Source organism: Pseudomonas sp. K2I15 (assembly GCF_002204795.1).
Taxonomy (GTDB): domain Bacteria; phylum Pseudomonadota; class Gammaproteobacteria; order Pseudomonadales; family Pseudomonadaceae; genus Aquipseudomonas.
The window spans coordinates 1-21546 of record NZ_NIXO01000026.1; the positions used below are offsets into that span (position 1 = coordinate 1).

18 protein-coding genes are annotated in these 21546 nt (G+C 61.1%); 9 read left to right on the forward strand and 9 right to left on the reverse strand.

Features of this window, described 5'->3' with window-relative positions:
• Positions 1–98 precede the first annotated feature (98 nt).
• Positions 99–929, reverse strand: coding sequence for an IclR family transcriptional regulator (locus CEC48_RS16755; protein ID WP_088424751.1), 831 nt, complete (start codon positions 927–929; stop codon positions 99–101).
• Between the two features lie 239 nt (positions 930–1168).
• Here CEC48_RS16755 and CEC48_RS16760 point away from each other — a divergent pair, with 239 nt between their 5' ends.
• From CEC48_RS16760 to CEC48_RS16790, 7 genes are read left to right on the forward strand one after another with little or no spacing between them, the layout of a single operon-like run.
• Positions 1169–2197 (forward strand): ABC transporter ATP-binding protein, encoded by a 1029-nt coding sequence (locus CEC48_RS16760; protein ID WP_088424752.1) that lies wholly within the window; start codon positions 1169–1171, stop codon positions 2195–2197.
• Positions 2194–3039, forward strand: coding sequence for an ABC transporter permease (locus CEC48_RS16765; RefSeq protein ID WP_088424753.1), 846 nt, complete (start codon positions 2194–2196; stop codon positions 3037–3039). The genes CEC48_RS16760 and CEC48_RS16765 overlap by 4 nt, the downstream gene beginning before the upstream one ends.
• A 4-nt stretch (positions 3040–3043) precedes the next feature.
• Entirely contained in the window at positions 3044–3838 is a 795-nt protein-coding gene (locus CEC48_RS16770) for an ABC transporter permease (protein ID WP_088424754.1), read from the forward strand.
• Positions 3838–4128 carry a (2Fe-2S)-binding protein gene (locus CEC48_RS16775; RefSeq protein WP_088424755.1) on the forward strand — a complete coding sequence of 97 codons (291 nt, stop codon included), beginning with the start codon at positions 3838–3840 and terminating at the stop codon, positions 4126–4128. Before CEC48_RS16770 ends, CEC48_RS16775 begins: the two co-directional genes overlap by 1 nt.
• On the forward strand, positions 4125–5468 hold the full coding sequence (locus CEC48_RS16780) for an NAD(P)/FAD-dependent oxidoreductase (RefSeq protein WP_088424756.1): 1344 nt from the start codon (positions 4125–4127) through the stop codon (positions 5466–5468). Before CEC48_RS16775 ends, CEC48_RS16780 begins: the two co-directional genes overlap by 4 nt.
• Complete coding sequence (locus CEC48_RS16785; protein WP_088424757.1) at positions 5465–6568, forward strand: FAD-binding oxidoreductase; 1104 nt, start codon at positions 5465–5467, stop codon at positions 6566–6568. The genes CEC48_RS16780 and CEC48_RS16785 overlap by 4 nt, the downstream gene beginning before the upstream one ends.
• A 17-nt stretch (positions 6569–6585) precedes the next feature.
• Entirely contained in the window at positions 6586–7617 is a 1032-nt protein-coding gene (locus CEC48_RS16790; RefSeq protein WP_088424815.1) for an ABC transporter substrate-binding protein, read from the forward strand.
• 373 nt (positions 7618–7990) lie between these two features.
• Here CEC48_RS16790 and CEC48_RS16795 read toward each other — a convergent pair whose 3' ends face one another.
• From CEC48_RS16795 to CEC48_RS16815, 5 genes are all read right to left on the reverse strand, one after another.
• On the reverse strand, positions 7991–9529 hold the full coding sequence (locus CEC48_RS16795; protein ID WP_088424758.1) for a diguanylate cyclase: 1539 nt from the start codon (positions 9527–9529) through the stop codon (positions 7991–7993).
• 1342 nt (positions 9530–10871) lie between these two features.
• Positions 10872–11072 carry a hypothetical protein gene (locus CEC48_RS16800; protein WP_088424759.1) on the reverse strand — a complete coding sequence of 67 codons (201 nt, stop codon included), beginning with the start codon at positions 11070–11072 and terminating at the stop codon, positions 10872–10874.
• 98 nt (positions 11073–11170) lie between these two features.
• Positions 11171–12469 (reverse strand): FAD-binding oxidoreductase, encoded by a 1299-nt coding sequence (locus CEC48_RS16805; protein ID WP_088424760.1) that lies wholly within the window; start codon positions 12467–12469, stop codon positions 11171–11173.
• Positions 12466–13554 carry a polyamine ABC transporter substrate-binding protein gene (locus tag CEC48_RS16810; protein ID WP_088424761.1) on the reverse strand — a complete coding sequence of 363 codons (1089 nt, stop codon included), beginning with the start codon at positions 13552–13554 and terminating at the stop codon, positions 12466–12468. The genes CEC48_RS16805 and CEC48_RS16810 overlap by 4 nt, the downstream gene beginning before the upstream one ends.
• 33 nt (positions 13555–13587) lie before the next feature.
• A complete protein-coding gene (locus tag CEC48_RS16815) occupies positions 13588–14946 on the reverse strand; it encodes a glutamine synthetase family protein (RefSeq protein ID WP_088424762.1) in 1359 nt (452 codons plus the stop codon).
• Between the two features lie 141 nt (positions 14947–15087).
• On the opposite strand from CEC48_RS16815, the gene CEC48_RS16820 reads away from it, so the two are divergent.
• Positions 15088–15990, forward strand: a complete 903-nt coding sequence (locus CEC48_RS16820; protein WP_088424763.1) for a helix-turn-helix domain-containing protein — start codon at positions 15088–15090, stop codon at positions 15988–15990.
• 118 nt (positions 15991–16108) lie between these two features.
• Here CEC48_RS16820 and CEC48_RS16825 read toward each other — a convergent pair whose 3' ends face one another.
• Genes CEC48_RS16825 through CEC48_RS16835 form a run of 3 tightly spaced genes read right to left on the reverse strand, consistent with a single transcriptional unit; the run spans position 16109 to position 19245 of the window.
• Complete coding sequence (locus tag CEC48_RS16825; protein WP_088424764.1) at positions 16109–17212, reverse strand: acetoin dehydrogenase dihydrolipoyllysine-residue acetyltransferase subunit; 1104 nt, start codon at positions 17210–17212, stop codon at positions 16109–16111.
• Positions 17209–18228 carry an alpha-ketoacid dehydrogenase subunit beta gene (locus CEC48_RS16830; RefSeq protein WP_088424765.1) on the reverse strand — a complete coding sequence of 340 codons (1020 nt, stop codon included), beginning with the start codon at positions 18226–18228 and terminating at the stop codon, positions 17209–17211. Before CEC48_RS16830 ends, CEC48_RS16825 begins: the two co-directional genes overlap by 4 nt.
• 39 nt (positions 18229–18267) lie before the next feature.
• On the reverse strand, positions 18268–19245 hold the full coding sequence (locus CEC48_RS16835; RefSeq protein ID WP_088424766.1) for a thiamine pyrophosphate-dependent dehydrogenase E1 component subunit alpha: 978 nt from the start codon (positions 19243–19245) through the stop codon (positions 18268–18270).
• A gap of 310 nt (positions 19246–19555) precedes the next feature.
• Between CEC48_RS16835 and CEC48_RS16840 the strand changes: the two genes are divergently transcribed.
• Positions 19556–21421, forward strand: a complete 1866-nt coding sequence (locus tag CEC48_RS16840; RefSeq protein ID WP_088424767.1) for a sigma-54-dependent Fis family transcriptional regulator — start codon at positions 19556–19558, stop codon at positions 21419–21421.
• Positions 21422–21546 lie beyond the last annotated feature (125 nt).

Consider the following 21546-nt stretch of genomic DNA (forward strand, 5'->3'; position numbering starts at 1 on the left):
CGCGAATGCGGTGTGTCAGCCACCGAATTTGTTACTGATACACCGCATTCGCGAGCAAGCCCGCTCCCACACTTGATCTACGTCGTTGCTGGTTTTGCCTACCCACCAAAGATCTGAGAAGGCCGGCGCAACGTCGGATCAAACGGATTGATCTTCGGCCCGATCGCCGCCGCCTCACGCTTCAGCAATTCCACCACCGTCGGCAACCGCCCCGGCCCCAGCCGGTCACTGATGGTCGCCACACTCAATGCCGCCACCGCATGCCCATTGCGGTCCAGGATCGGCACCGCCAACCCGGCCATGCCTTCCAGCACCCCGGTATTGCGCGCCGCATACCCCAGCCGCCGCACACTCTCCACCTCCGAACGCAAAAACACTTCGTCGTACAGGTGAAAATCCTTGAGCCGGGGCAAGTTGTAGCGGATCACCGTCTCGCGCTCTTCCTCCGGCAAGAACGCCAGGATCGCCAGGCTGCCCTGCCCCACTCCCAACGCCACACGCCCGCCGATATCACCGGTAAACGTACGGATCGGGTACGGCCCTTCACTGCGGTCCAGGCAGATTGCATCAAACCCGCTGCGGGCCAGCAGGAACAATGAATCCCCCAACGACGCACTGAGCCGCAACATGCTCGGCCGCACCAGGTCCCGCAGGTTGCCGGTGTTGCCAGCATTCGCCGCCAGCGCAAAGAACTCCAGGCTCAGGCGATAACGCTTGCTGCGCGCATCCTGCTCCACCATGCCCTCGTCTATCAGGCTGCGCAGCAACCGGTGTGTGGTCGGTTGCGACAACCCCACCTGCTGCGCCAGTTGCGTCACCCGCTCACCACCGTCCGGCGCCGCGCCCAGGATACGCAGCAGCGCGAACAGCCGTGAGACGCCACCGGCGCCGACTTCTTTGACACTTTCATTCCGCTCAGTGGAATTCATACGCCGATATCTCACACTAAATTCTGATTAGTGAATGAAACTGAAAAAAGTACTCTATTCAGTGAAATTCCATCTTCCGCCATCCTAGTCTTCGCCCTAATCTGCGTCCACAGGGGCGAAATGAACAACTAACGGCAGCCGACTCAGAACGAGCGCCAACGCACCCGCACTACCCTTTTCGCATCTGCCCAAAACAAAAAAGCGCGTTTCGACGCGACTCAAAAAGGTGGAACGCAGACATGGCTTTTCTCCAACTCAACGCCTTGAGCAAACGCTACGGCGCCGTCGACGCGGTGGTCGCCACTGATCTTGCGGTGGAAAAAGGCGAATTCGTTTCCCTGCTCGGCCCCTCGGGCTGCGGCAAGACCACCACCTTGCAAATGATCGCCGGCTTCGTCGACGTCACCGGTGGGCAGATCCTCCTCGATGGCCGCGACATCACCCACGCCAAACCCGCCAGCCGCGGCCTGGGCGTGGTGTTCCAGAGCTATGCCCTGTTCCCGCACATGACGGTGCGTGACAACGTCGCCTTCGGCCTGAAGATGCGCAAGGTGCCCGCCGGCGAGATCGCCAGCCGAGTCAAAACCGTACTGGAGCTGGTGCGCCTGGCGCCCCACGCCGAGCGCTACCCACGGGAACTCTCCGGCGGCCAGCGCCAGCGCGTGGCCCTGGCCCGCGCCCTGGTGATCGAGCCGCCGGTGTTGCTGCTGGACGAGCCACTGTCAAACCTCGACGCCAATTTGCGCGAAGAGATGCAATTCGAAATCCGCCGCATCCAGTGCGAAGTCGGGATCACCACCTTGATGGTCACCCACGACCAAGCCGAAGCGCTGTCCATCAGCGACCGCGTCGTGGTGATGCAAGCCGGGCGCGTCACGCAGATCGACGCCCCCTACAAACTCTATGAACACCCGCGCACGCGCTTTATCTCCGACTTTGTCGGCAAGGCCAACCTGCTGACGGGCGACTTCGATCAACTCGGCGCGCCCCAAGTGCGTTTCGAGCCAGGCGACGGCGAACTGACCCTGAGCCTGCGCCCGGAAAAGATCGACCTGGTGGCCGCAGGCTCAGGGCGTCTGCAAGGCAAGATTCTCGACAGCTACTTCTTCGGCAGCCAATGGCTGTACCGCATCAAGACCGACATCGGCGAGCTGACCGTGGTTCGCCGCAACGACGGCAGCGCGCCGCTGGGCTGTGGCGCGGCAGTGGGCCTGGAGTGGGAGTCGAGCCTGCTGCGGGTACTCGCCGCCGATGAGGTGCACGCATGAGCCGTGGCTACCTGCTGTCGTTGCCGGCGCTGGTGTTGTTTTTCGGGCTGTTGATTCTGCCCCTGGGGCTGACGCTGGTGCTGTCGTTCAACGTGTTCGATTACCAGGTGGGCGTGAAGGCTGATGAGTGGACCTTCGCCCATTACCTGTCGCTGTTCAGCGACTCGTACTTCTACGAAATCTTCTGGCGCACCTTCTGGATCAGCGCCCTGGTGACCTTGCTGTGCGTGGTGATCGGGGTGCCCGAGGCTTACATCCTCAGCCGCATGGGCACGCCGTGGCGCTCGATCTTCCTGATCCTGATCCTCACCCCGTTGCTGATTTCGGTGGTGGTGCGGGCGTTTGGCTGGAGCCTGTTACTGGGCGCCGATGGCCTGGTGAACCAGGTGATCCAGGCCCTTGGCGGCAAGCCCGTGAAGCTGCTGTACACCTCGTTTGCAGTGATCATCGCGCTGGTGCACGTGATGCTGCCGTTCATGATCATCCCGGTGTGGACCTCCCTGCAAAAGCTCGACCCGTCGGCGGAACAGGCGGCGCTGTCCCTCGGTGCCAGCCAGGCCACAGTGATGCGCCAGATCGTGTTGCCCCAAGTGATGCCCGGCGTGTTGTCGGGCACCTTGATCGTGTTCGGCCTGGCCGCCAGCTCGTTCGCGATCCCCGGCCTGTTGGGCGGGCGCCGGCTGAAAATGGTCGCCACGGTGGTGTACGACCAATACCTCTCGGAACTCAACTGGCCCATGGGCGCGACCATCGCGGTGGTGCTGCTGTTGGTCAATCTGCTGATCATGCTGAGCTGGAACCGCATGGTCGAAGGCCGCTACAAAAAGTCCCTGGGAGTATAAGACGATGTCCAGAAACGGTCCTTTGGCCCTGGGCTTTCACGGCCTGGTGGTGCTGTTCATGATGGCGCCGCTGGTGGTGGTGTGCCTGGTGGCCTTCACCCCGGAAAACACCTTGAGCCTACCGACGTCGGGCTTTTCCCTGCGTTGGTTTCATGCAGTGTTCGAGCGCGCGGACTTTATCCAGGCGTTCTACAACAGCCTGATCCTGGCGTTCGTTGCCGCCACCTTGGCGACATTGATTGCGGTACCGGCGGCGCTGGCGATCAGTCGCTACCAGTTCCCCGGCCGCAACTTCTTCAGTGCGCTGTTCCTTTCGCCGATCATCATCCCGCACTTGGTGCTGGGGGTGGCGATGCTGCGGCTGTTCGCAATGATGGGCGTCAACGGCAGCTTCACCTGGTTGATGCTGGCCCACGTGGTGATCATCACGCCCTACGTTTTGCGCCTGGTATTGGCCGCCGCCATCGGCATTGATCGCAGCGCCGAGCAGGCCGCCGAATCCCTGGGTGCCAGCCGCTTCACCCTGTTTCGCCAGATCACCTTGCCGATGATTTTGCCCGGTGTGGCCGGCGGCTGGTTGCTGGCGTTCATCAACAGTTTCGACGAAGTCACCTTGTCGATCTTTGTCAGCTCGCCGGCCACCCAAACCTTGCCGGTGCGCATGTACGTGTACGCCACCGAATCCATCGACCCGATGATGGCGGCCGTGTCGGCGCTGGTGATTGGGTTGACGGCGGCGGCGATGATTTTGCTGGACCGGGTCTACGGCCTGGACCGTGTGTTGGTAGGGAAACATTGATGGCTCTGTTCAAACGACTGACCGAGACCGAGCGGCCAACCCTGGCGTTCACCCTCGACGGGCAGCCCGCCACGGGCTTGCTTGGGGACACCTTGCTGACCGCCGTACTGACTTGCGCCGAACACCTGCGGGGCAGTGATTTCAGCGCCGAACGGCGTGCCGGTTTCTGCCTGATGGGCGCCTGCCAGGATTGCTGGGTGCGCCTGGAAGATGGTCGGCGGGTACGTGCCTGTTCGACCTTGTTGGAGGACGGCCAGGCGATTCGCCGTGATCCGGGGCGCCAGGCATGAATACAGTGGTGATAGTGGGCGCAGGCCCGGCGGGCATTACCGCAGCAAAGACTTTGCTCGATCATGGCGTAACCCCGGTATTGGTGGACGAAAGCCAGCGCGGTGGCGGGCAGATTTATCGGCGCCAGCCGGCGAATTTCCAGCGCTCGCCCAAGCAGTTGTATGGCTTTGAAGCGGGCAAGGCGACGGCACTGCATCGCACCATGGATGAGCTGGCCACGCAGATCGATTACCGGCCGGAAACCCTGGTGTGGAACGCGGAAAATGGTCGCCTGGACATGCTTAACAACGGCCGCGCCGAAAGCATCGAGTACTCGCAGATCATCGTCGCCACCGGCGCTACCGACCGGATCCTGCCGGTGCCGGGCTGGACCTTGCCCGGCGTGTACAGCCTGGGCGCTGCGCAAATCGCGCTCAAATATCAAGGCTGCGCCATCGGTGAGCGCGTGGCGTTTTGCGGCAGCGGGCCGTTGCTGTACCTGGTGGCGTATCAGTACGTCAAGGCCGGGGCCAAAGTGGTGGCGGTACTCGACAGTGCGCCGTTCAGCGCCCAATGCCGGGCGTTGCCGGCGCTGCTTGGCCAGCCGGCGACCCTGGCCAAGGGGTTGTATTACCGCGCCTGGCTCACGGCCCATGGCATCCCGGTGCATCAGGGCGCAACGCTGTCGCACATCGACGGCGAGCAGCGGGTCACGGGCATTCACTGGGATAAGCAGGAGATCGCCTGTGATGCCGTAGCCTTCGCCCATGCGCTGCGCAGCGAGACCCAACTGGCGGATTTGCTCAGGTGCGAGTTTGCCTGGAGTGAATTGAACCGCGCCTGGTTGCCCGAGCGTGATGCGGCCGGGCGTAGCAGTGTCGCGGGCGTTTACCTGGCGGGCGATGGCGCCGGAATCATGGGCGCCGATGCGGCGCAGATGGCAGGAGAACGAGCGGCGTTGGCGTTGCTGGAAGACACCGGCATCGCCATCGACCAGCGTCGTGGGCCCGTGCTGGAGCAGCAATTGGCAGGCATCCAGCGCTTTCGCCATGGCCTGGAAACCGCCTTCCCGTTCCCTGAAAAATGGGCCGCCAGAGCCCCGGATGAATTGATCCTGTGCCGCTGTGAAGAAGTCAGTGTCGGCGAGGTGCGCGCAGTGGTGGATGAAGGCCACTGGGAAGTGAACCGGGTTAAAGCCCATTGCCGGGTTGGCATGGGCCGCTGCCAGGGCCGGATGTGCGGATTGGCAGCAGCGGAAATTATTGCCGAGCGCAGTGGGCGCGAGATTGAAAACGTTGGCCGCCTGCGTGGCCAGGCACCGATCAAACCCTTGCCGTTTGGTGTGCAGGTGCAGCCATGATCGACAGCGAAGTGATTGTGCTGGGTGGCGGGATTGTCGGCGCTTCGACGGCCTTGATGCTCGCGCAAAAAGGTCGGCGCGTGGTGCTGCTGGAACGGGATTTTTGTGGCTCACACTCCAGCGGCGTCAACTATGGCGGCGTAAGGCGGCAAGGTCGGCCATTACATCAGTTGCCCTTGTCGCAACGTTCCCATGAGCTGTGGTCCGACTTGCCAGGCCTAATCGGCATCGACGGCGAATACGTGCGCTCCGGGCATTTGAAACTGGCCCGCAGTCACGATGACCTGGCGGCCCTGCAGGCCTACGCCGACGCCACCCGTGGTTTTGGCCTGGGGCTGCAAATGCTTGATCACGCTCAACTGCGTGCGCGGTTCCCGTGGGTGGGTGATGTGGCGGTCGGCGCTTCGTTATGCCCGCAAGACGGCCACGCCAACCCGCGCCTGGTCTCCCCCGCCTTTGCCCGCGCCGCGCAACGGCACGGTGCCAGGGTGATGGAGCAAACCGAAGTCACCCAGGTTGAACATGACGGCCAGCGGTTTCAGGTGCGCTGTGCCAATGGCGTGAAGCTGCAAGCGCCGTGGCTGCTGAACTGCGCCGGCGCCTGGGCCAGTACCGTGGCCGCGCAATTTGGCGAGCCGGTGCCGATGACCTCGGCGCACCCGGCAATGCTGGTGACCGAGCCGTTGGCGGTGGTGATGGACGTGAGCACCGGCGTCGAAGGCGGCGGGATTTATGCGCGGCAGGTTGCCCGGGGCAATTGCATCCTGGGTGGCGGTCGTGGCTTTGCATTGGGCCCACAACAAGCGCGCCCGGGGCAAGCGGCGGTGCTGGAGATTTTGCGCAATGCCGGCGAGTTGTACCCGTTCCTCAGAGGTGCCCAGGCGATCCGCACCTGGAGCGGCACCGAAGGTTATCTACCCGACCACGAACCGGTGATCGGCGACAGCAGCACCCAACCCGGCCTGCTCCACGGTTTCGGCTTTGCCGGAGCCGGGTTCCAACTCGGCCCTGCGGTCGGTGAAGCCCTGGCAGAGATCGTCTGCGCGGGCGTGAGCCGGCAACCCATCGAAGCGTTTTCCATCCGTCGTTTCCAAGTCTGAGAGGAAGATTTATGCACATGATCAAACGTACTGCGCTGTCTTGCCTGTCCCTCGCCCTGTTGAGCACGGCGGCCCACGCCGCACCGACGCTGTACCTGGGCATGAACGGCGGCACCATGGAACGGGTCTACGCCGACAAGGTGCTGCCCGCGTTCGAGAAGGCCAACAACGTCAAGGTGGTGATCGTGCCGGGCACCTCGTCAGACATCCTGGCCAAGGTGCAGGCCAATAAAGACAACCCGCAGATGCACGTGATGTTCCTCGATGACGGCATCATGTACCGCGCGATCTCGATGGGGCTGTGCGAGAAGCTCACGCCTAACCCGACGCTGGATCAGATTCCGGCCAAGGCCAAGATCAAGGAGGAAGCGGTTGCGGTGACGCTCGGGGTAACCGGCTTGGGTTACAACGCCAAGATGTTCAAGGAAAAGGGCTGGGCTGCGCCGACGTCGTGGATGGATCTGGCGGATCCGCGGTTCAAGGACAAGGTGGTGTTTCAGTCGCTGGCCTCCTCCACGTTTGGGCTGCATGGTTTTTTGATGTTTAACCGGATTCAGGGGGGGAGCGAGACCAACGTGGAGCCGGGGTTCAAGGCGTGGCCGAAAACAGTTGGGCCTAATGTGTTGGAGTACATCGCCAGTTCGGCGAAGATTTCCGAGATGGTGCAGACGGATGAGGCGGCGATTTTTCCGCTGACGCCGACGCAGGTGACTACGCAGCAGTTGCTGGGTGTGCCGATGGAGTATGCGCAGCCCAAGGAAGGTGCGGTGGTGTTGAACGTGGCGGAGTGTGTGATTGCGCGTAATGACCAGCCGGAGTTGGCGCAGAAGCTGGCGCAGTTTTTGTTGACGGCTGAGGCGCAAGCGCCTGCACTTGAGTTGGGGGATCAGATTCCTTCGAACCCTACTACGCCGACTACCGACAAAACCCGGGCGCGGGTGGAGGCGATGAACGGCTATTTGCAGACGGCGATTTCGATTGATTGGGACCAGGTTAACCAGGCGCGGCCGGAGTGGAATGCGCGGTGGAGTCGGTCGATTGAGCGGTAGGGGGTTTGGGGTGTATATCCGTTGCTGCGGTTAGGGCGGCTATTGGTTCCGCTCTTACAGCGGCTCACTTTTGAACAGCCGGAATGCCGGCCCAGTCAAAAGTAAGCAAAACGCTCTTGCCCCACCACTCGGCACCTCGCTTAGGCTCGGTGTGCCCTCTCTCCGGTATTACTGCGCGGGCCGCCGCGACGGGGCGTCCCTGCCCCGTCGCGGCTAAACCGGCGTCCTGCCGGTTTACCCGCTCCGTACTACCTGCGTTCGGCCAGCGTGGTTTAACGGGGCGCCTAAGATCAAGATCAAAAGCAACAGCACAGCGGCCTACCGGCCGGCTTGAGTGGTGTAGATCAACAGCAAAAGCACACTGATCGCAGTATTACGCCATGTCAGCAAACACCTGCGTGGTATTGCGTCCGGCGTTTTTTGCTTGGTACAACGCCGTATCAGCCTTTGCAATGATGTCGGAACTCGCCTCGTTGCCCTCTGGGATAAACGTATGGCAGCCCAGGCTTATGGTTAGCGTCCCGAGTGGATTTCCAGTATGGGGAATCGCTCGCTCGATAATGCCAAGACGCAAACGCTCGGCAATCGCAAAAGCACCTGTCGCGTCGGTTTCCGGCAACAGCAGGCAGAACTCCTCACCGCCATATCTGACGGCCAGGTCTGAGGTACGCTGGCTGCACAACCGGATGATCTCGGCCACGATGGACAGGCATTGATCACCCGCCACATGCCCATACAGGTCGTTATAGGTTTTAAAAAAATCGATGTCGATCATGACCAGGCTTATGGGCCGCTTATACCGAGCACATCGCTTGATTTCCAGACTGAACGACAGCTCAAACAGGCGTCGGTTAGCCAGCCCCGTAAGGCTGTCATGAGTCGCCTGCAATTGGAGCATGCCCTTGGCCTCACGCAAGCTCTGTTCAACTTGCACGCCGTTGCGAACCTGAATAAGCAACAGGCAACCGAACAAACCAATAACCGCAATGACGCCTCCCGTAATTAAACTCGTGCGCACCGCGGTGTTGTACCACTCGTTCAGGGCCGACTTCTCTGAATTAGCCCCGGCCACCACCAGATCGTATTTACCGAGCCGTTTATAGGCGAACAACCGGACTTGCCCATCCAGCTTGGACGTTATTCGGGCGTTACCTGAGGATGCGTGCGGGAGGTAGTCATGAAATATCTCTCCATCGACGAGCGACACTCCAATATACCGTTCAACCGAGGGGCGCCTGACCAGCAATGTGCCGTCGGATAATGCGATGAGCATGGCGCCATCAGCATCAATATTGAATCCCCGGAAGAAGTCGTCAAAGTACTGCATTTTTATTGCGGCAAGCACCACACCGTTAAAGTGGCCCTGAGCGTCGTTAACCCTGCGAGAGAACGGGATCACCCACTCTCCATTTTCTCGACTGCGGATGGCCGCGCTAATCAGCGGTGCCAGGCTGTCACTGTTTTGGTGATATTTGAAATAGGCACGGTCAGCCACCGTTGCCTCAGGAAATTTTTCGCCAAACGAACTGACGACCGAATGCCCCCCGGCATCAAAGAAAAAGAAACCGTGTACTTGAGCCAGTGCCTGCGCTCTTCGCGCCAGCACATCATGCAGCCGCAGTTGCTGTTGCGCGTCATAGTTATTGGCGCCGAGCGAATCGATCAATGCTTCCAGCACCAGATCGGCTTCATCAAACGTATCTTCGGCTTGTTGCGCCATCGCGCGCGTGACGTTAGCCGACGCGAACTCGGCAACTTTTAGTTCGTAGCGCCTTGCTTCAACCAAATGAAGGAAAAGCAACCCAACCAAACAAACACACACAAACCCTATAAAAACGATGGTGATGTTTGCCAACGAAAAACGCTTTAAACCGCCACTCTGAACTTTTTTATTTTTTATAATCAATGACATAACAACTCTCGCAGGAACCAGCCGACTCGCCGCACCAATCCCTAAGCACTGGCCAGCATATCGGCTTACCCTCACGACATCAAACGGCCATATTGCGCGGCCATTCGAATTACCGCATCTGAATCCAACCCTATAACACCGGCTACAGTTAAAACCTGTTCGCGGGTGGAGTGGTTCGACCGAGCACTAACCGCTCGCCGTAATAATCTCTACCAGGCATCCTGCATCTGACAGCGGATTCCGCTTGGGAAGCCTCACGCTAGAACCCTCTATAGCTAAATAACGTCCTTTCTCACCTGGCCAAAACTCGTTCAGCACCTGTTAGAAGGACAGTTGTGCGCCCCTTCCACCCAGGTCTTTACTCATGCTCAAACCCGGTGCCGCCTCTGGCACGCCGGGCCGACAGATGAGCTTCCAGGGACGGGCTGACGATGCAGCACTCACCCAGATTCAGGATGATCCCACTGCTGTTGAGCATGGGTGCATTGCTTTGCGGTTATGGCGCAATGGCTAATGCCGCGACATTCGTAAGTTCAGGCCACGGCAGGGCCGCAGTGCGCTACCGCACGGGTCAACGACAGTGGCCAGGCCGTCGGCAATTGCAGATCGACCGACCCCAGTGCCAATAGCAATCCGTGGTTTGTATCCACGAGGCCGGTCCTCAGCAAGTGCTGCCGTCGCTGGTCACCGGACAGCGTTGCAGTGTAGCGGCGATTGCCAACAATGGATCGATCCTGGGCGGCTGCAGTAATGCCAGCGGCCTGTCTTTTGCCTCCCTCTGGAGTACCAGCGCGCCAACCAATGTCCCCACAGCGCTGGCACCACTGCCTGCCAGGGTACTTATCATTCTGCCGTTTCGTGCCGCCGATGTGCAGACATTCCCCACAGCCCTGAACCAGCACGGTGCCGTTCTGGCAGAGAGCATCAGTGCCAGCCTGGACGCTACCGTGGTGCTGTACACAGCAGGAAGCAGCACGCCACAGCGTGTCTCGAACTGGGGCGATAACTGTGTGGGTGTCGATTTAACTGAAACGCCAACCAGCACCACTACACCGGGCATCCTGATGAATTGCCCTGGCCCCTTAGGTACGAATGAAGCCACCGTCGCCAAATGGAACGGCAGCGGATTTACACTTACTAAGGCGCCCATACCAGCCGCCGCCGTTTACTGTGCAGCGGCAGACATCAACGACAGTAGCCAATTCGTCGGTAGCTGCCTGATCACCGGCACAACCAGCACCGGGTTCCAAACCGCCTTCTGGTCTTCTGCGACGGCTACACCTCTGCTGCTGTCTCTACCGGGTGGCGCTCGGAATAGCGCCGTGGCAATTAACAACCTGGGTCATGTATTGGCGTATGGCAATGATGCTGATACCAGCGTTGCCGCCAGTATCGCAATCCCGTTTTTCTGGCCGGACCCAACCAGTTCGTTCTCCGTGCAATCCATCCAGCCACGGCCTGGCAGCATCCAGATCAGCCCGGCGGGCTTTGCCGAGAACGACACCGTCGCCATGAACTGCCAGGACACCAGCCAGTACGTCACCGCCGACTCACGGATATGTCTCAGCCGAACGAAACCTGGAGTCCCCAGAAATGGAATATTGAATAACGCTGATCGTTCCCACGCGAGCGAACGATCATCTAACCCAATATCTCCCGCACCCTGTACCACAACATCCCCAACGCCAACAGCGGCGAGCGCAAGGCCTTGCCGCCCGGGAAGGTCATGTGGGGCACCTGGCTGAAAATATCTAAACCTTTGCTCTGCCCCGCGTGAATCCCTTCAGCCAACAGCCTCGCGCACCAGTGCGTGACGTTGAGCCCATGCCCGGAATAACCCTGGGCGTAAAACACATTCGGGTGCTGCTTCAACCGCCCCACCTGCGGGAAGCGATTGGCGGTGATACCGATCTTGCCGCCCCACTGAAACTCAACCGCCGTATTGGCTAGCTGCGGAAAAACCTTGAGCATCTTCGGCCGCATATACGCCGCGATATCCACCGGATCACGCCCTGAATAATGACAAGCCCCACCAAACAACAACCGTCGATCCGCCGAAAGCCGGTAGTAATCCAGCCCGACTTTCTGATCACACAGCGCCAGGTTTTGCGGAATCAACTGATTGGCCACCTCAACCGACAGCGGCTCAGTCGCAATGATGTAGCTCCCCGCCGGCAGCACCTTGCCGCTCAACTTCGGCTCCAGTTCTTCCAGATGCGCATTACACGCCAACACCAGGCTGCCAGCGCGCACAGTGCCGGACTCGCACCGCACCTGCACCGTGTCGCCATGGATCAGCTCCAGCACCGGGCTGTTTTCAAAAATGCGCACACCGAGCGATTCGGCGACAGCAGCCTCTCCGAGCACCAGATTCAGCGGGTGCAAATGCCCCGATCCCATGTCCACCAAACCACCGGCATACAGGCCTGAGCCCACGACCTGCGCCATATCCTGCGGCGCCACCAGCCGGGTTTCGGGCGCATAACCCAACGCTGCCAGGCTTTCCAATTCGCCCTTGAACGCCGCGAACTGTGCCGGTGTGTTGGCCAATTCGGCAAACCCCCAGCGCAGGTCACAGTCAATCCCGTGCTCGCGAATCCGCTCGCCCACCAGCGCCACCGAATCGATCCCGGCGTGCTGCAAATAACGCACACCCTCTTCGCCCACGTACTTGGCGAAGCCCGACACATCATGACCAATGCCACGAATCAACTGCCCACCGTTGCGCCCGCTGGCGCCCCAGCCAATACGCCGGGCCTCCAGCAGGATCACCGACAGCCCGCGCTGGGCCAGTTCGATGGCGGTGTTGACCCCGGTGAACCCACCGCCGATCACACACACATCGGCCGTCAGGTCAGCCCCCAGCGCGGGACGCTGGGGCATGGCGTTGGCCGAAGCCAGGTAATAGGAACGGGCGTGGTCGGACGGGGAACGGTTCATTTGTTGGTCTTCACTTTGCTCCAGGACCGTGTCATCAAGCGCATGACGGCAGGCGTCGGGGTGGTGGAAATGTAAAGTTTGTCGAGCACTTCCTGGGACGGGTAGATCTCCGGGTTGTTCACCAGCTCCGGCGCCATGAAGGCTTTGGCCGCCGGGTTCGGGTTGGCGTAGCCGACGCTGGCGCTGACCTTGGCGATCACCTCTGGGTCCAGCAGGTAGTTGATAAAGGCGTGGGCTTCTTTCGGGTTGGCCGCGTCCGCCGGGATGGCCAGCAGGTCGAACCACAGGTTGCTGCCTTCCTTGGGGATCGAGTAGGCGATGTTCACGCCGTTCTTGGCTTCCTTGGCGCGGTTGGCCGCCTGGAATACGTCGCCGGAATAACCGAAGGCTACGCAGATGTCACCGTTGGCCAGGTCCGAGATGTACTTGGAGGAATGGAAATAGGTGATGTACGGCCGCAGGGTCAGCAGCTTGGCTTCGGCCTTTTTGTAGTCTTCGGGATTCTCGCTGCGCGGGTCCTTGCCCATGTAGTTGAGGATCGCCGGGAACAGTTCATCCGCCGAATCGAGGAACGCCACGCCGCACTCATGCAGCTTCTTCAGGTTCTCCGGTTCGAACAGCACCGCCCACGAATCGATATGGTCGATGCCCAGCACTTGCTTGACCTTGTCCACGTTGTAGCCAATGCCGTTGGTGCCCCACAGGTACGGCACCGAGTGCTCGTTGCCCGGGTCGTTTTTCTCCAGCAGCTTGAGCAACTTGGGGTCGAGGTTCTTGTAGTTGGGCAGCTGCGAGCGGTCCAGTTTGAGGAACGCGCCGGCTTTTACCTGACGTGCCAGGAAGTGGTTGGACGGCACTACCACGTCGTAGCCGGTGCGGCCGGCGAGCAGTTTGCCTTCCAGGGTTTCGTTGGAGTCGAACACGTCATAGATGACCTTGATCCCGGTTTTGGCCTGGAAATCGGCCAAGGTGGTCTCGCCGATGTAGTCGGTCCAGTTGTACACGCTGACCGTCTGCGCGGCGTGGCCCGCACTGCTGAACAACGCCGCCAAGGCCAGCGGGAGAAGCTTTTTCACCAGACGCATATCGACACCCCTTTGGTTTATTAATGTGGTTTCTCAGACGCTCAGCAGCAGGAACTCACGTTCCCAGGAGCTGATCACCCGCTTGAAATTCTCGTGTTCGGCGCGCTTTACGGCGACGTAGCCGCGCACAAACTTGTCCCCCAGGTACTGTTTGACGGTGTCGCACTCTTCCATGCGCGCCAGGGCGTCTTCGATGGTGATCGGCAGGCGCAGGTTGCGGCGCTCGTAGGCGCGGCCTTCCACCGGGGCGCTGGGTTCGACCTTCTCGATCATGCCGAGGTAGCCGCACAGCAGGCTCGCGGCGATGGCCAGGTACGGGTTGGCGTCGGCGCCCGGCAGGCGGTTTTCGACGCGCATGGCGTCGGGGCTGGAGCTCGGTACGCGCAGGCCGACGGTGCGGTTTTCTTCGCCCCACTCCACGTTGACCGGTGCCGAGGTGTCCGGCAGGAAGCGGCGGAAGGAGTTCACGTTGGGCGCAAACATCGGTAGCAGCTTGGGGATGTACTTCTGCAGGCCGCCAATGTGGTTCAGGAACAGTTGGCTCTTGTTGCCGTGCTCATCGACAAACACCTGCTTGCCGGTGGCGATCTCTACCACGCTCTGGTGCAGGTGCATGGCGCTGCCGGGCTCGTCGGCCACGGGTTTGGCCATGAAGGTGGCAGCCACGTTGTGCTTGAGCGCGGCCTCGCGCAACGTGCGTTTGAACACGGTGATTTGGTCGGCCAGGTCCAGGGCATCGCCGTGGCGGAAGTTGATTTCCATCTGCGCCGGGCCGTCTTCATGGATCAGCGTGTCGAGGTCCAGGCCCTGGGCTTCGCACCAGTCGTAGACGTCTTCGAACAGTGGATCGAATTCGTTGGCGGCGTCAATAGAGAACGATTGACGGCCACTTTCAGCGCGGCCGGAACGGCCCAGCGGGGTCTTCAGCGGCAGGTCCGGGTCTTCGCAGCGCTGGGTCAGGTAGAACTCCATTTCCGGCGCGACGATCGGCTGCCAGCCTTGGTCGGTGTAGAGCTGCAGGACCTTTTTCAACACGTTGCGCGGCGACAACTCAATGGGGTTGCCCTGCTTGTCGAAGGTGTCGTGGATCACGATCGCGGTAGGTTCGATGGCCCACGGTATGACGTAGGTGGCGTTGGACACCGGGCGGCAGATCATGTCGATGTCGGCCGGGTCCAGCAGGTCGTAGTAGATGTCGTCGTCGACAAAGTCCCCGGTTACCGTTTGCAGCAACACACTTTCCGGCAGGCGCATGCCTCGCTCTTGCAGGAACTTGTTGGTGGGCGAAATCTTGCCGCGTGCGATGCCAGTCAAGTCACTGATCACGCATTCGACTTCGGTAATCTTGTGTTCTTTCAGCCAGGCGGACAGCTGATCGAAGGGGGCGTTCATAAGGACCTCGTCATGGGTTGGATGATGCGCCGGCGGGCTTCCCTCGCCGCGCATTGAGGTCTATCTTGGGCCAGCCGTCCAACGGCATCTATCCACTTTGCACCAACCACAACGCACCAATAGAGTGCGCCCAGGTTACCCATGACACAGGCAACAGCTTTGCGCGTACAGGCCTTCACCACCGGTGATGTGGCCGCTCAATGCAGTGCGACACCCGGTTGGGTGCAGCAGTACCAGCAGATGTCCCCGGGGCATTTTGCCGGGCAGATTCGCTACCTCGACCTGCAAGGCGTCGAGGTGTATGAAGAGCAGATGAACACCCGCGTGGAGCAGCATTTCAACGCGCCACCGGGCTCGCTGGCGTTCTGTTTTGATGGCAGCGACAACGCGCTGTATGTGCTCAATGGCGAAAGCCGCAACACCTGGATCACCCCGGAAAACTACCGCGAAGTGGCGGTGGTGTTCGGGCCGCAGTTCGTGCAGCGCCATGGGTTGGATGTGGCGAAGCTGGAGGGGTTGTTCATGGCCCCGCTCAACTCCCTGCAAAACGCGTTGTTCAGTCGCTGGCTCAGCGGCACGCTGACGCGACTGTCGGCCACGTTTGACCCGCCGAGTCGCGACACGCTGACTCAGCAACTGCTGGACGATTGCCTGTTCATTCTCGACAACGCCTGCGTGTGCCTGGACCAGGGTTCATTGCAGCGGCGTACCGAGGAACGAATCATCATGGCGCGCATCGGCGAATGGGCCGCGGATGTGCCGGATGAAACCATCAACTTGCTGGAACTGGCGCGCATTGCCGGGGTGCCGTTGCGCCAGTTGCAGCATGGGTTCAAGACGTATACCGGGATTAGCCCGGCGCAGTGGTTGAGGTTGCGCCGGTTGAACAGTGCGCGGCGGGAGTTGTTGAACCCGCCCTCAATGGAAACCACCGTGGCCGAGGTGGCGATGAACTGGTCGTTCTGGCATTTGGGGCGGTTTTCTAACAGTTATCGGGCGTTGTTTCAGGAGTTGCCGAGCGAGACCCTGAAGCGCCACAGGTAAGTGTGGGAGCGGGCTTGTGTGGGAGCGGGCTTGCTCGCGAATGCGGTGGGTCAGCCAACAAATCTGGCACTGATACACCGCCTTCGCGAGCAAGCCCGCTCCCACATTTTGATCTCCACTAAGCTTGGGTTTTGAGAAAGGCCAGCACCAACTGATTCACCCGCTCCGCGGCCTCCAACTGCACCATATGCCCCTGCCCCGGCAGTATCTCCACTTGAGCCTCCAACCCCTGGGCATGGGTCGCCGGGATGATTGCATCGTCACTGCCCCAGATCACCAGGCTCGGCTGCTGCCCCACCACATTGCGCAAATCCACCCGCTGCTGACCATCGCTGAACAACGCCCCGGTGATCTGCCGCAACGCTTGATCCACACCCTCCAGCCGCTTGAACTTGAGCATGTCCTCCAGCATCTGGCGGGTCACCAGCGCCGGGTCGCTGAACAGTTGAACCAGTTGCGGCTTGAGTGCATTGCGATTGCTCGCCTCGATAAATCCTTGCAGGTAATCACCGTTGATTTGCGCCCCCAACCCGGCACTGGCGATCAAGGTCAAGGAGGCCACACGCGGCGGTGCCACGCGGGCGATGTTCAGTGAGACCAGCCCACCCATGGAATGCCCGGCCAGGTGTACACGGTCAATCTTCAGATGATCCAGCAGTGCCAATACCGCCTGGCTCAACTCCTCAAGCTCACCGGTTTGCAGGTACTTGCCCGACTCACCATGCCCCGGCAGATCCAGGGCAATTACCCGCCGCTGAGCCGCAAGCGCCGGGTGATTGAATAGCCAGTTATTCAGGTCACCACCAAAACCATGGACCAGCACCAGCGGTGTGCCGCCCTCCCCCAAGTCCAGATAGCGCAACAGGCGCCCACCCACTTCAACCTTTTGCGCGCAAGGGCCGCTGGCTTCAGCCTCGGCAGCACTGGAAACGAACCCAGCCTGAAACGCCTCGATCACCGCATCAATCTCGGCATCGCTGGCCTCACCCTCCACCACGATGGCCAGCAATGCACCCACCGGCAACGTCTCATCGCTCTGGGCCAACACACGTCGCAGCACCCCGCTGAACGGCGCCTCGACGCTGCTGGAAATTTTGTCGGTCTCGACATCCAGCACTTCCTCGCCCTTCTCAACCGTGTCGCCCGGCTGCTTGAGCCAGACATCCACCCGGCCCTCGGTCATCGACAGCCCCCACTTGGGCATGGTCAGTGTGTGGATCATGCGGCGTTCCTCTTGTCGGCGATCTTCAGCACGGCGGCTTCGATCTTCGCCGCGTTGGGGATGTACAGGTCTTCCAGCGCATCGGAGAACGGCACCGGCGTGTGCGGCGCGGTGACCATTTCAATCGGCGCGCGCAGGAAGCTGAACGCCCGTTGCGCCACCAAAGCACTGATATCTGTGGCGATGGAGCAACGCGGATTGGACTCGTCGATCACCACCAGGCGCCCGGTTTTCTCCACGCTTTCGAGGATGCTGTCTTCGTCCAGCGGGCTGGTGGTGCGCAGGTCCAGCACTTCGCAGTCGATGCCTTGGCGCGCCAGGTTGGCCGCCGCTTCCATGGCGATATGCACCATGCGCCCGTAGGTCACCAGGGTCACGTCGTTGCCTTCACGCACGAAGTTGGCTTCGCCGAAGGGCACGGTGTACAGCTCTTCCGGCACTTCGCCCTGGAGGCTGTAGAGCATTTTGTGTTCGAGGAAAATCACCGGGTCGTTATCGCGGATCGCCTGGATCAGCATGCCCTTGGCGTCATAAGGCGTGGCCGGGCACACGACCTTGAGCCCGGGAATATGCGTCCACATCGAGGTGAGCATCTGTGAATGCTGGGCCGCCGCACGCAGGCCGGCGCCGTACATGGCGCGCACCACCAGCGGCGTGGTGGTCTTGCCGCCGAACATATAGCGAAACTTCGCCGCCTGGTTGAGCAACTGGTCGAGGCAGCAGCCGATAAAGTCGACGAACATCAACTCGCACACCGGGCGCATGCCACGGGTGGCGGCGCCGACTGCCATGCCCACATAGCCGACCTCGGAAAGTGGCGCATCCAGCACGCGGTCGGGAAACTCTGGATACAGGCCCTTGGTGACGCCGAGCACGCCGCCCCATGCGTCCTGCTCACCCGGCGAACCGGTGCCGCCGGACACGTCCTGGCCAATGATGAACACGCTCTGGTCGCGGCGCATTTCCTGGGCCAGGGCTTCGTTGATTGCCTGCTGATAGCTGATTTTTCTAGCCATGATGACTTCTCCACGGATTGTTTTTGTAGTGGGTGGCGGTTAGCGATAGGCGACGTAGACGTCGCTGAGCAGGTCGGCGGCTTGGGGTTTTGGATCGGACTTGGCCAGGCGCACGGCGTCTTCGATCAGTTGCGCGACTTCGGTGTCGATGCGTTCGAATTGGGCGGCGTCCAGCCAGCCTTCAGCGGTGCAACGCTGACGAAACAGGCTCAGGCAGTCGCCGGTTTCACGCAGGTTTTTCACTTCATCCGGGCCGCGATAGGTTTGCGCATCGCCTTCGAAGTGGCCGTAGAAACGGCTGAGTTTGACTTCCACCAGCGTCGGCCCTTTCCCGCTGCGGGCACGTTCCACCGCGACGCCGAGGGCTGCGTGCACGGCAAAAAAGTCGTTACCGTCGACGATCACGCCCGGCATGCCAAAGCCCACGGCGCGCTCGGCAATATCCTTGCAGGCCACCGACCAGCCAGACCCGGTGGCTTCGGCATAACCGTTGTTCTCGGCAACGAACAGGCACGGCAGGTTCATGATCGACGCCAGGTTCATCGCTTCAAACACCGCGCCCTCGTTGGAGCCGCCGTCGCCAAAAAACGCGACGGCCACGCCCTGGCTGCCCTTGAGCTTGGCCGCCAGGGCCGCACCGGCTGCCAGCGGAGCACCCGCACCGACAATGCCGTTGGCACCGAGCATGCCCTTCTCCTGGTCAGCGATGTGCATGGAGCCGCCCTTGCCGCCACAGACGCCCGTTTTTTTGCCGTAGATCTCGGCCATCATGCCGAACACATCCACGCCCTTGGCGATGCAATGGCCGTGGCCACGGTGGTTGGAGGCAATGCAATCTTCATCGTTGAGGTGGGCCATGACGCCGGCGGCGCTGGCTTCCTGGCCGGCATACAAATGCACGAATCCCGGGATCTCGCCGGTGGCGAATTCCACGTGCAGGCGTTCTTCGAAATCACGGATGGTGCGCATCACGGTGTAGGCATGGAGCAATTGATCAGTGGACAGGTGAGTGGACATCTTGTTGTTCTCCAGGTTGTCTCGACACACAAAAGGCTGGATCAGGCCAGCTGCAAGGCACTCAGCACGGCCTGTGCCAAACTGTTGGAAAACCTGGGAAAGCCTTGATCCAGAGCAGCTGCCTGGGGGCACGGGTATGCCACTGTGATCCGTTCAATGAGACGCGCCGTTGCACGTTACCCCTAGCGTCTCAGGCGGGATGAGACGCTGCGTCTCACCTCGGGCAGTTGGTCAGGCCGCCCTTGTTCCTCCCGCCCCATAGGCGCTTAATGGCGGGCATAACAACAAAGATCGAGAACCGGAGGCTTCAATGCTCGCCGTGAACTCCAAGGACCATGTCGACTGTGTCAGCCGCGTGGTACGCAATGCCGACCGCCTGCCCCAGGCGCCGGTGCCGTCGCTGATTTTTGATTCCTGGCGCCGCTCCATGGAGCAGCACCACCTCGACCCCGGTTCCCTGCAAGGGCCGCGCATCCTCACCAGCACCCTGCTCAAGGAATGCCGCGAACGCGCCGAACTGTTCATGCGCATCGCCAGCGAAGAAGTCGGGCAGATTCATAGCCGGGTGCGCCACGCCGATTATTGCGTGATGCTCACCGACGCCCAGGGCCAGACCATCGACCACCGCGTGGACGCCGGCATTCGTAACGACTGCCGCAAGGCCGGCCTGTACCTCGGCACCTGTTGGTCGGAAGCTGAGGAAGGCACCTGCGGCGTGGCCACGGTGCTGACCAGCAAGGCGGCGGTGACCGTGCATAAGCGTGATCACTTCCGTGCGGCGTTTATTGGCCTGACCTGCTCCGCTGCACCGATCTTCGATCCCCAGGGCAACCTGCTCGGGGTCATGGACGCTTCCGCCCTCAAGTCCCCGGATGACCGGCGCAGCCAGCACCTGGTACGGCAAATGGTGGCGCAAAGCGCGCGGGCCATCGAGAACGCGTTTTTCATGCACAGTGCCCAGCAGCATTGGGTGTTACAGGCCCACAGCACGCCGGGTTACGTCGACAGCCAGCCCGACATGCTGCTGGCGTGGGATCAGGATGGGCGGCTGCAAGCGTTGAACAGCAAGGCGCGGCAGGCGCTGAGATTGCGCTTCGGGCAGTTGCCGGAGCATATCGGTGAAGTGTTTGATTTGGACGCGTTGCGCGGTGTGACCGATCAATCGACACAACAGCTGCAATGGCTCGGCGAGCCGGGGGCGTTGCAGGTACGGGTCAGCGCGCCTCGGCGTAAAGCAGCGCGTGCAGTGGCTTCTTTGATTAATCAGATCGACCCGCGTGTGGAAGAGCATTTACGCCTGGCCGTAAGGGTCAAGGACCGCAACCTGCCGGTGTTGGTACAAGGCGAAACCGGCGCAGGCAAAGAAGTTTTCGCCCGTCAACTGCATGAACGCAGTGCCCGTCGCGATGGCCCATTCGTGGCGGTGAACTGCGCGGCGATCCCGGAGAACCTGATCGAGAGCGAACTGTTCGGCTACGTGGCCGGAGCGTTTACCGGTGCCTCCAGCAAGGGCATGACCGGGCTGCTGTTGCAGGCCGATGGCGGCACGCTGTTTCTCGACGAGATCGGCGACATGCCACTGGCGTTGCAGACGCGACTGCTGCGGGTGATGGCCGAAGGTGAAGTGGCGCCGCTGGGCGGGGCAAAAACCCGAGCGGTGGATATCCAGGTGATCTGCGCCAGCCACCGGGACCTGGCGGCGCTGGTGAGTGCCGGGAGCTTTCGTGAAGATCTGTATTTTCGATTGGGCTGTGCGCGGTTCTGCGTGCCGCCGTTGCGGGAGCGGACGGACAAGCTGGCGTTGATCAACCGGTTGCTGGAGCAGGAGGCGCGGCAGAGCGGTATTGCCGTTGGGATTGCGGCGGCGCCACTGGAGTTGCTGCTGGGTTACGCCTGGCCGGGCAATGTGCGGCAGCTACGGCATGTATTGGCGTATGCGTGTGCGGTGTGTGACGGCGGGACGATTCAACTGGCGGATTTGCCGGTGGAGGTTCGTGGTGAGGCGGTTGCGGTGGAAGAGCAGGAAAGCGTGAGTCCGGAACGGCAGCTGGTGCTGGATGCGTTGATTCGGCACCGGTGGAAGCCGTTGGCGGCGGCGCAGGCGTTGGGGATTTCCAGGGCGACGTTGTATCGGCGGGTTAACCAGTTGGGGATCGACATGCCCGGAAAGCACTGACACAACACCGTAAAAAATGTGGGAGCGGGCTTGCTCGCGAATGCGGAGTGTCAGGCACCTAATATGTGACTGATACACCGCCTTCGCGAGCAAGCCCCACATTTTGACCGAGTGATTCAGCCGCC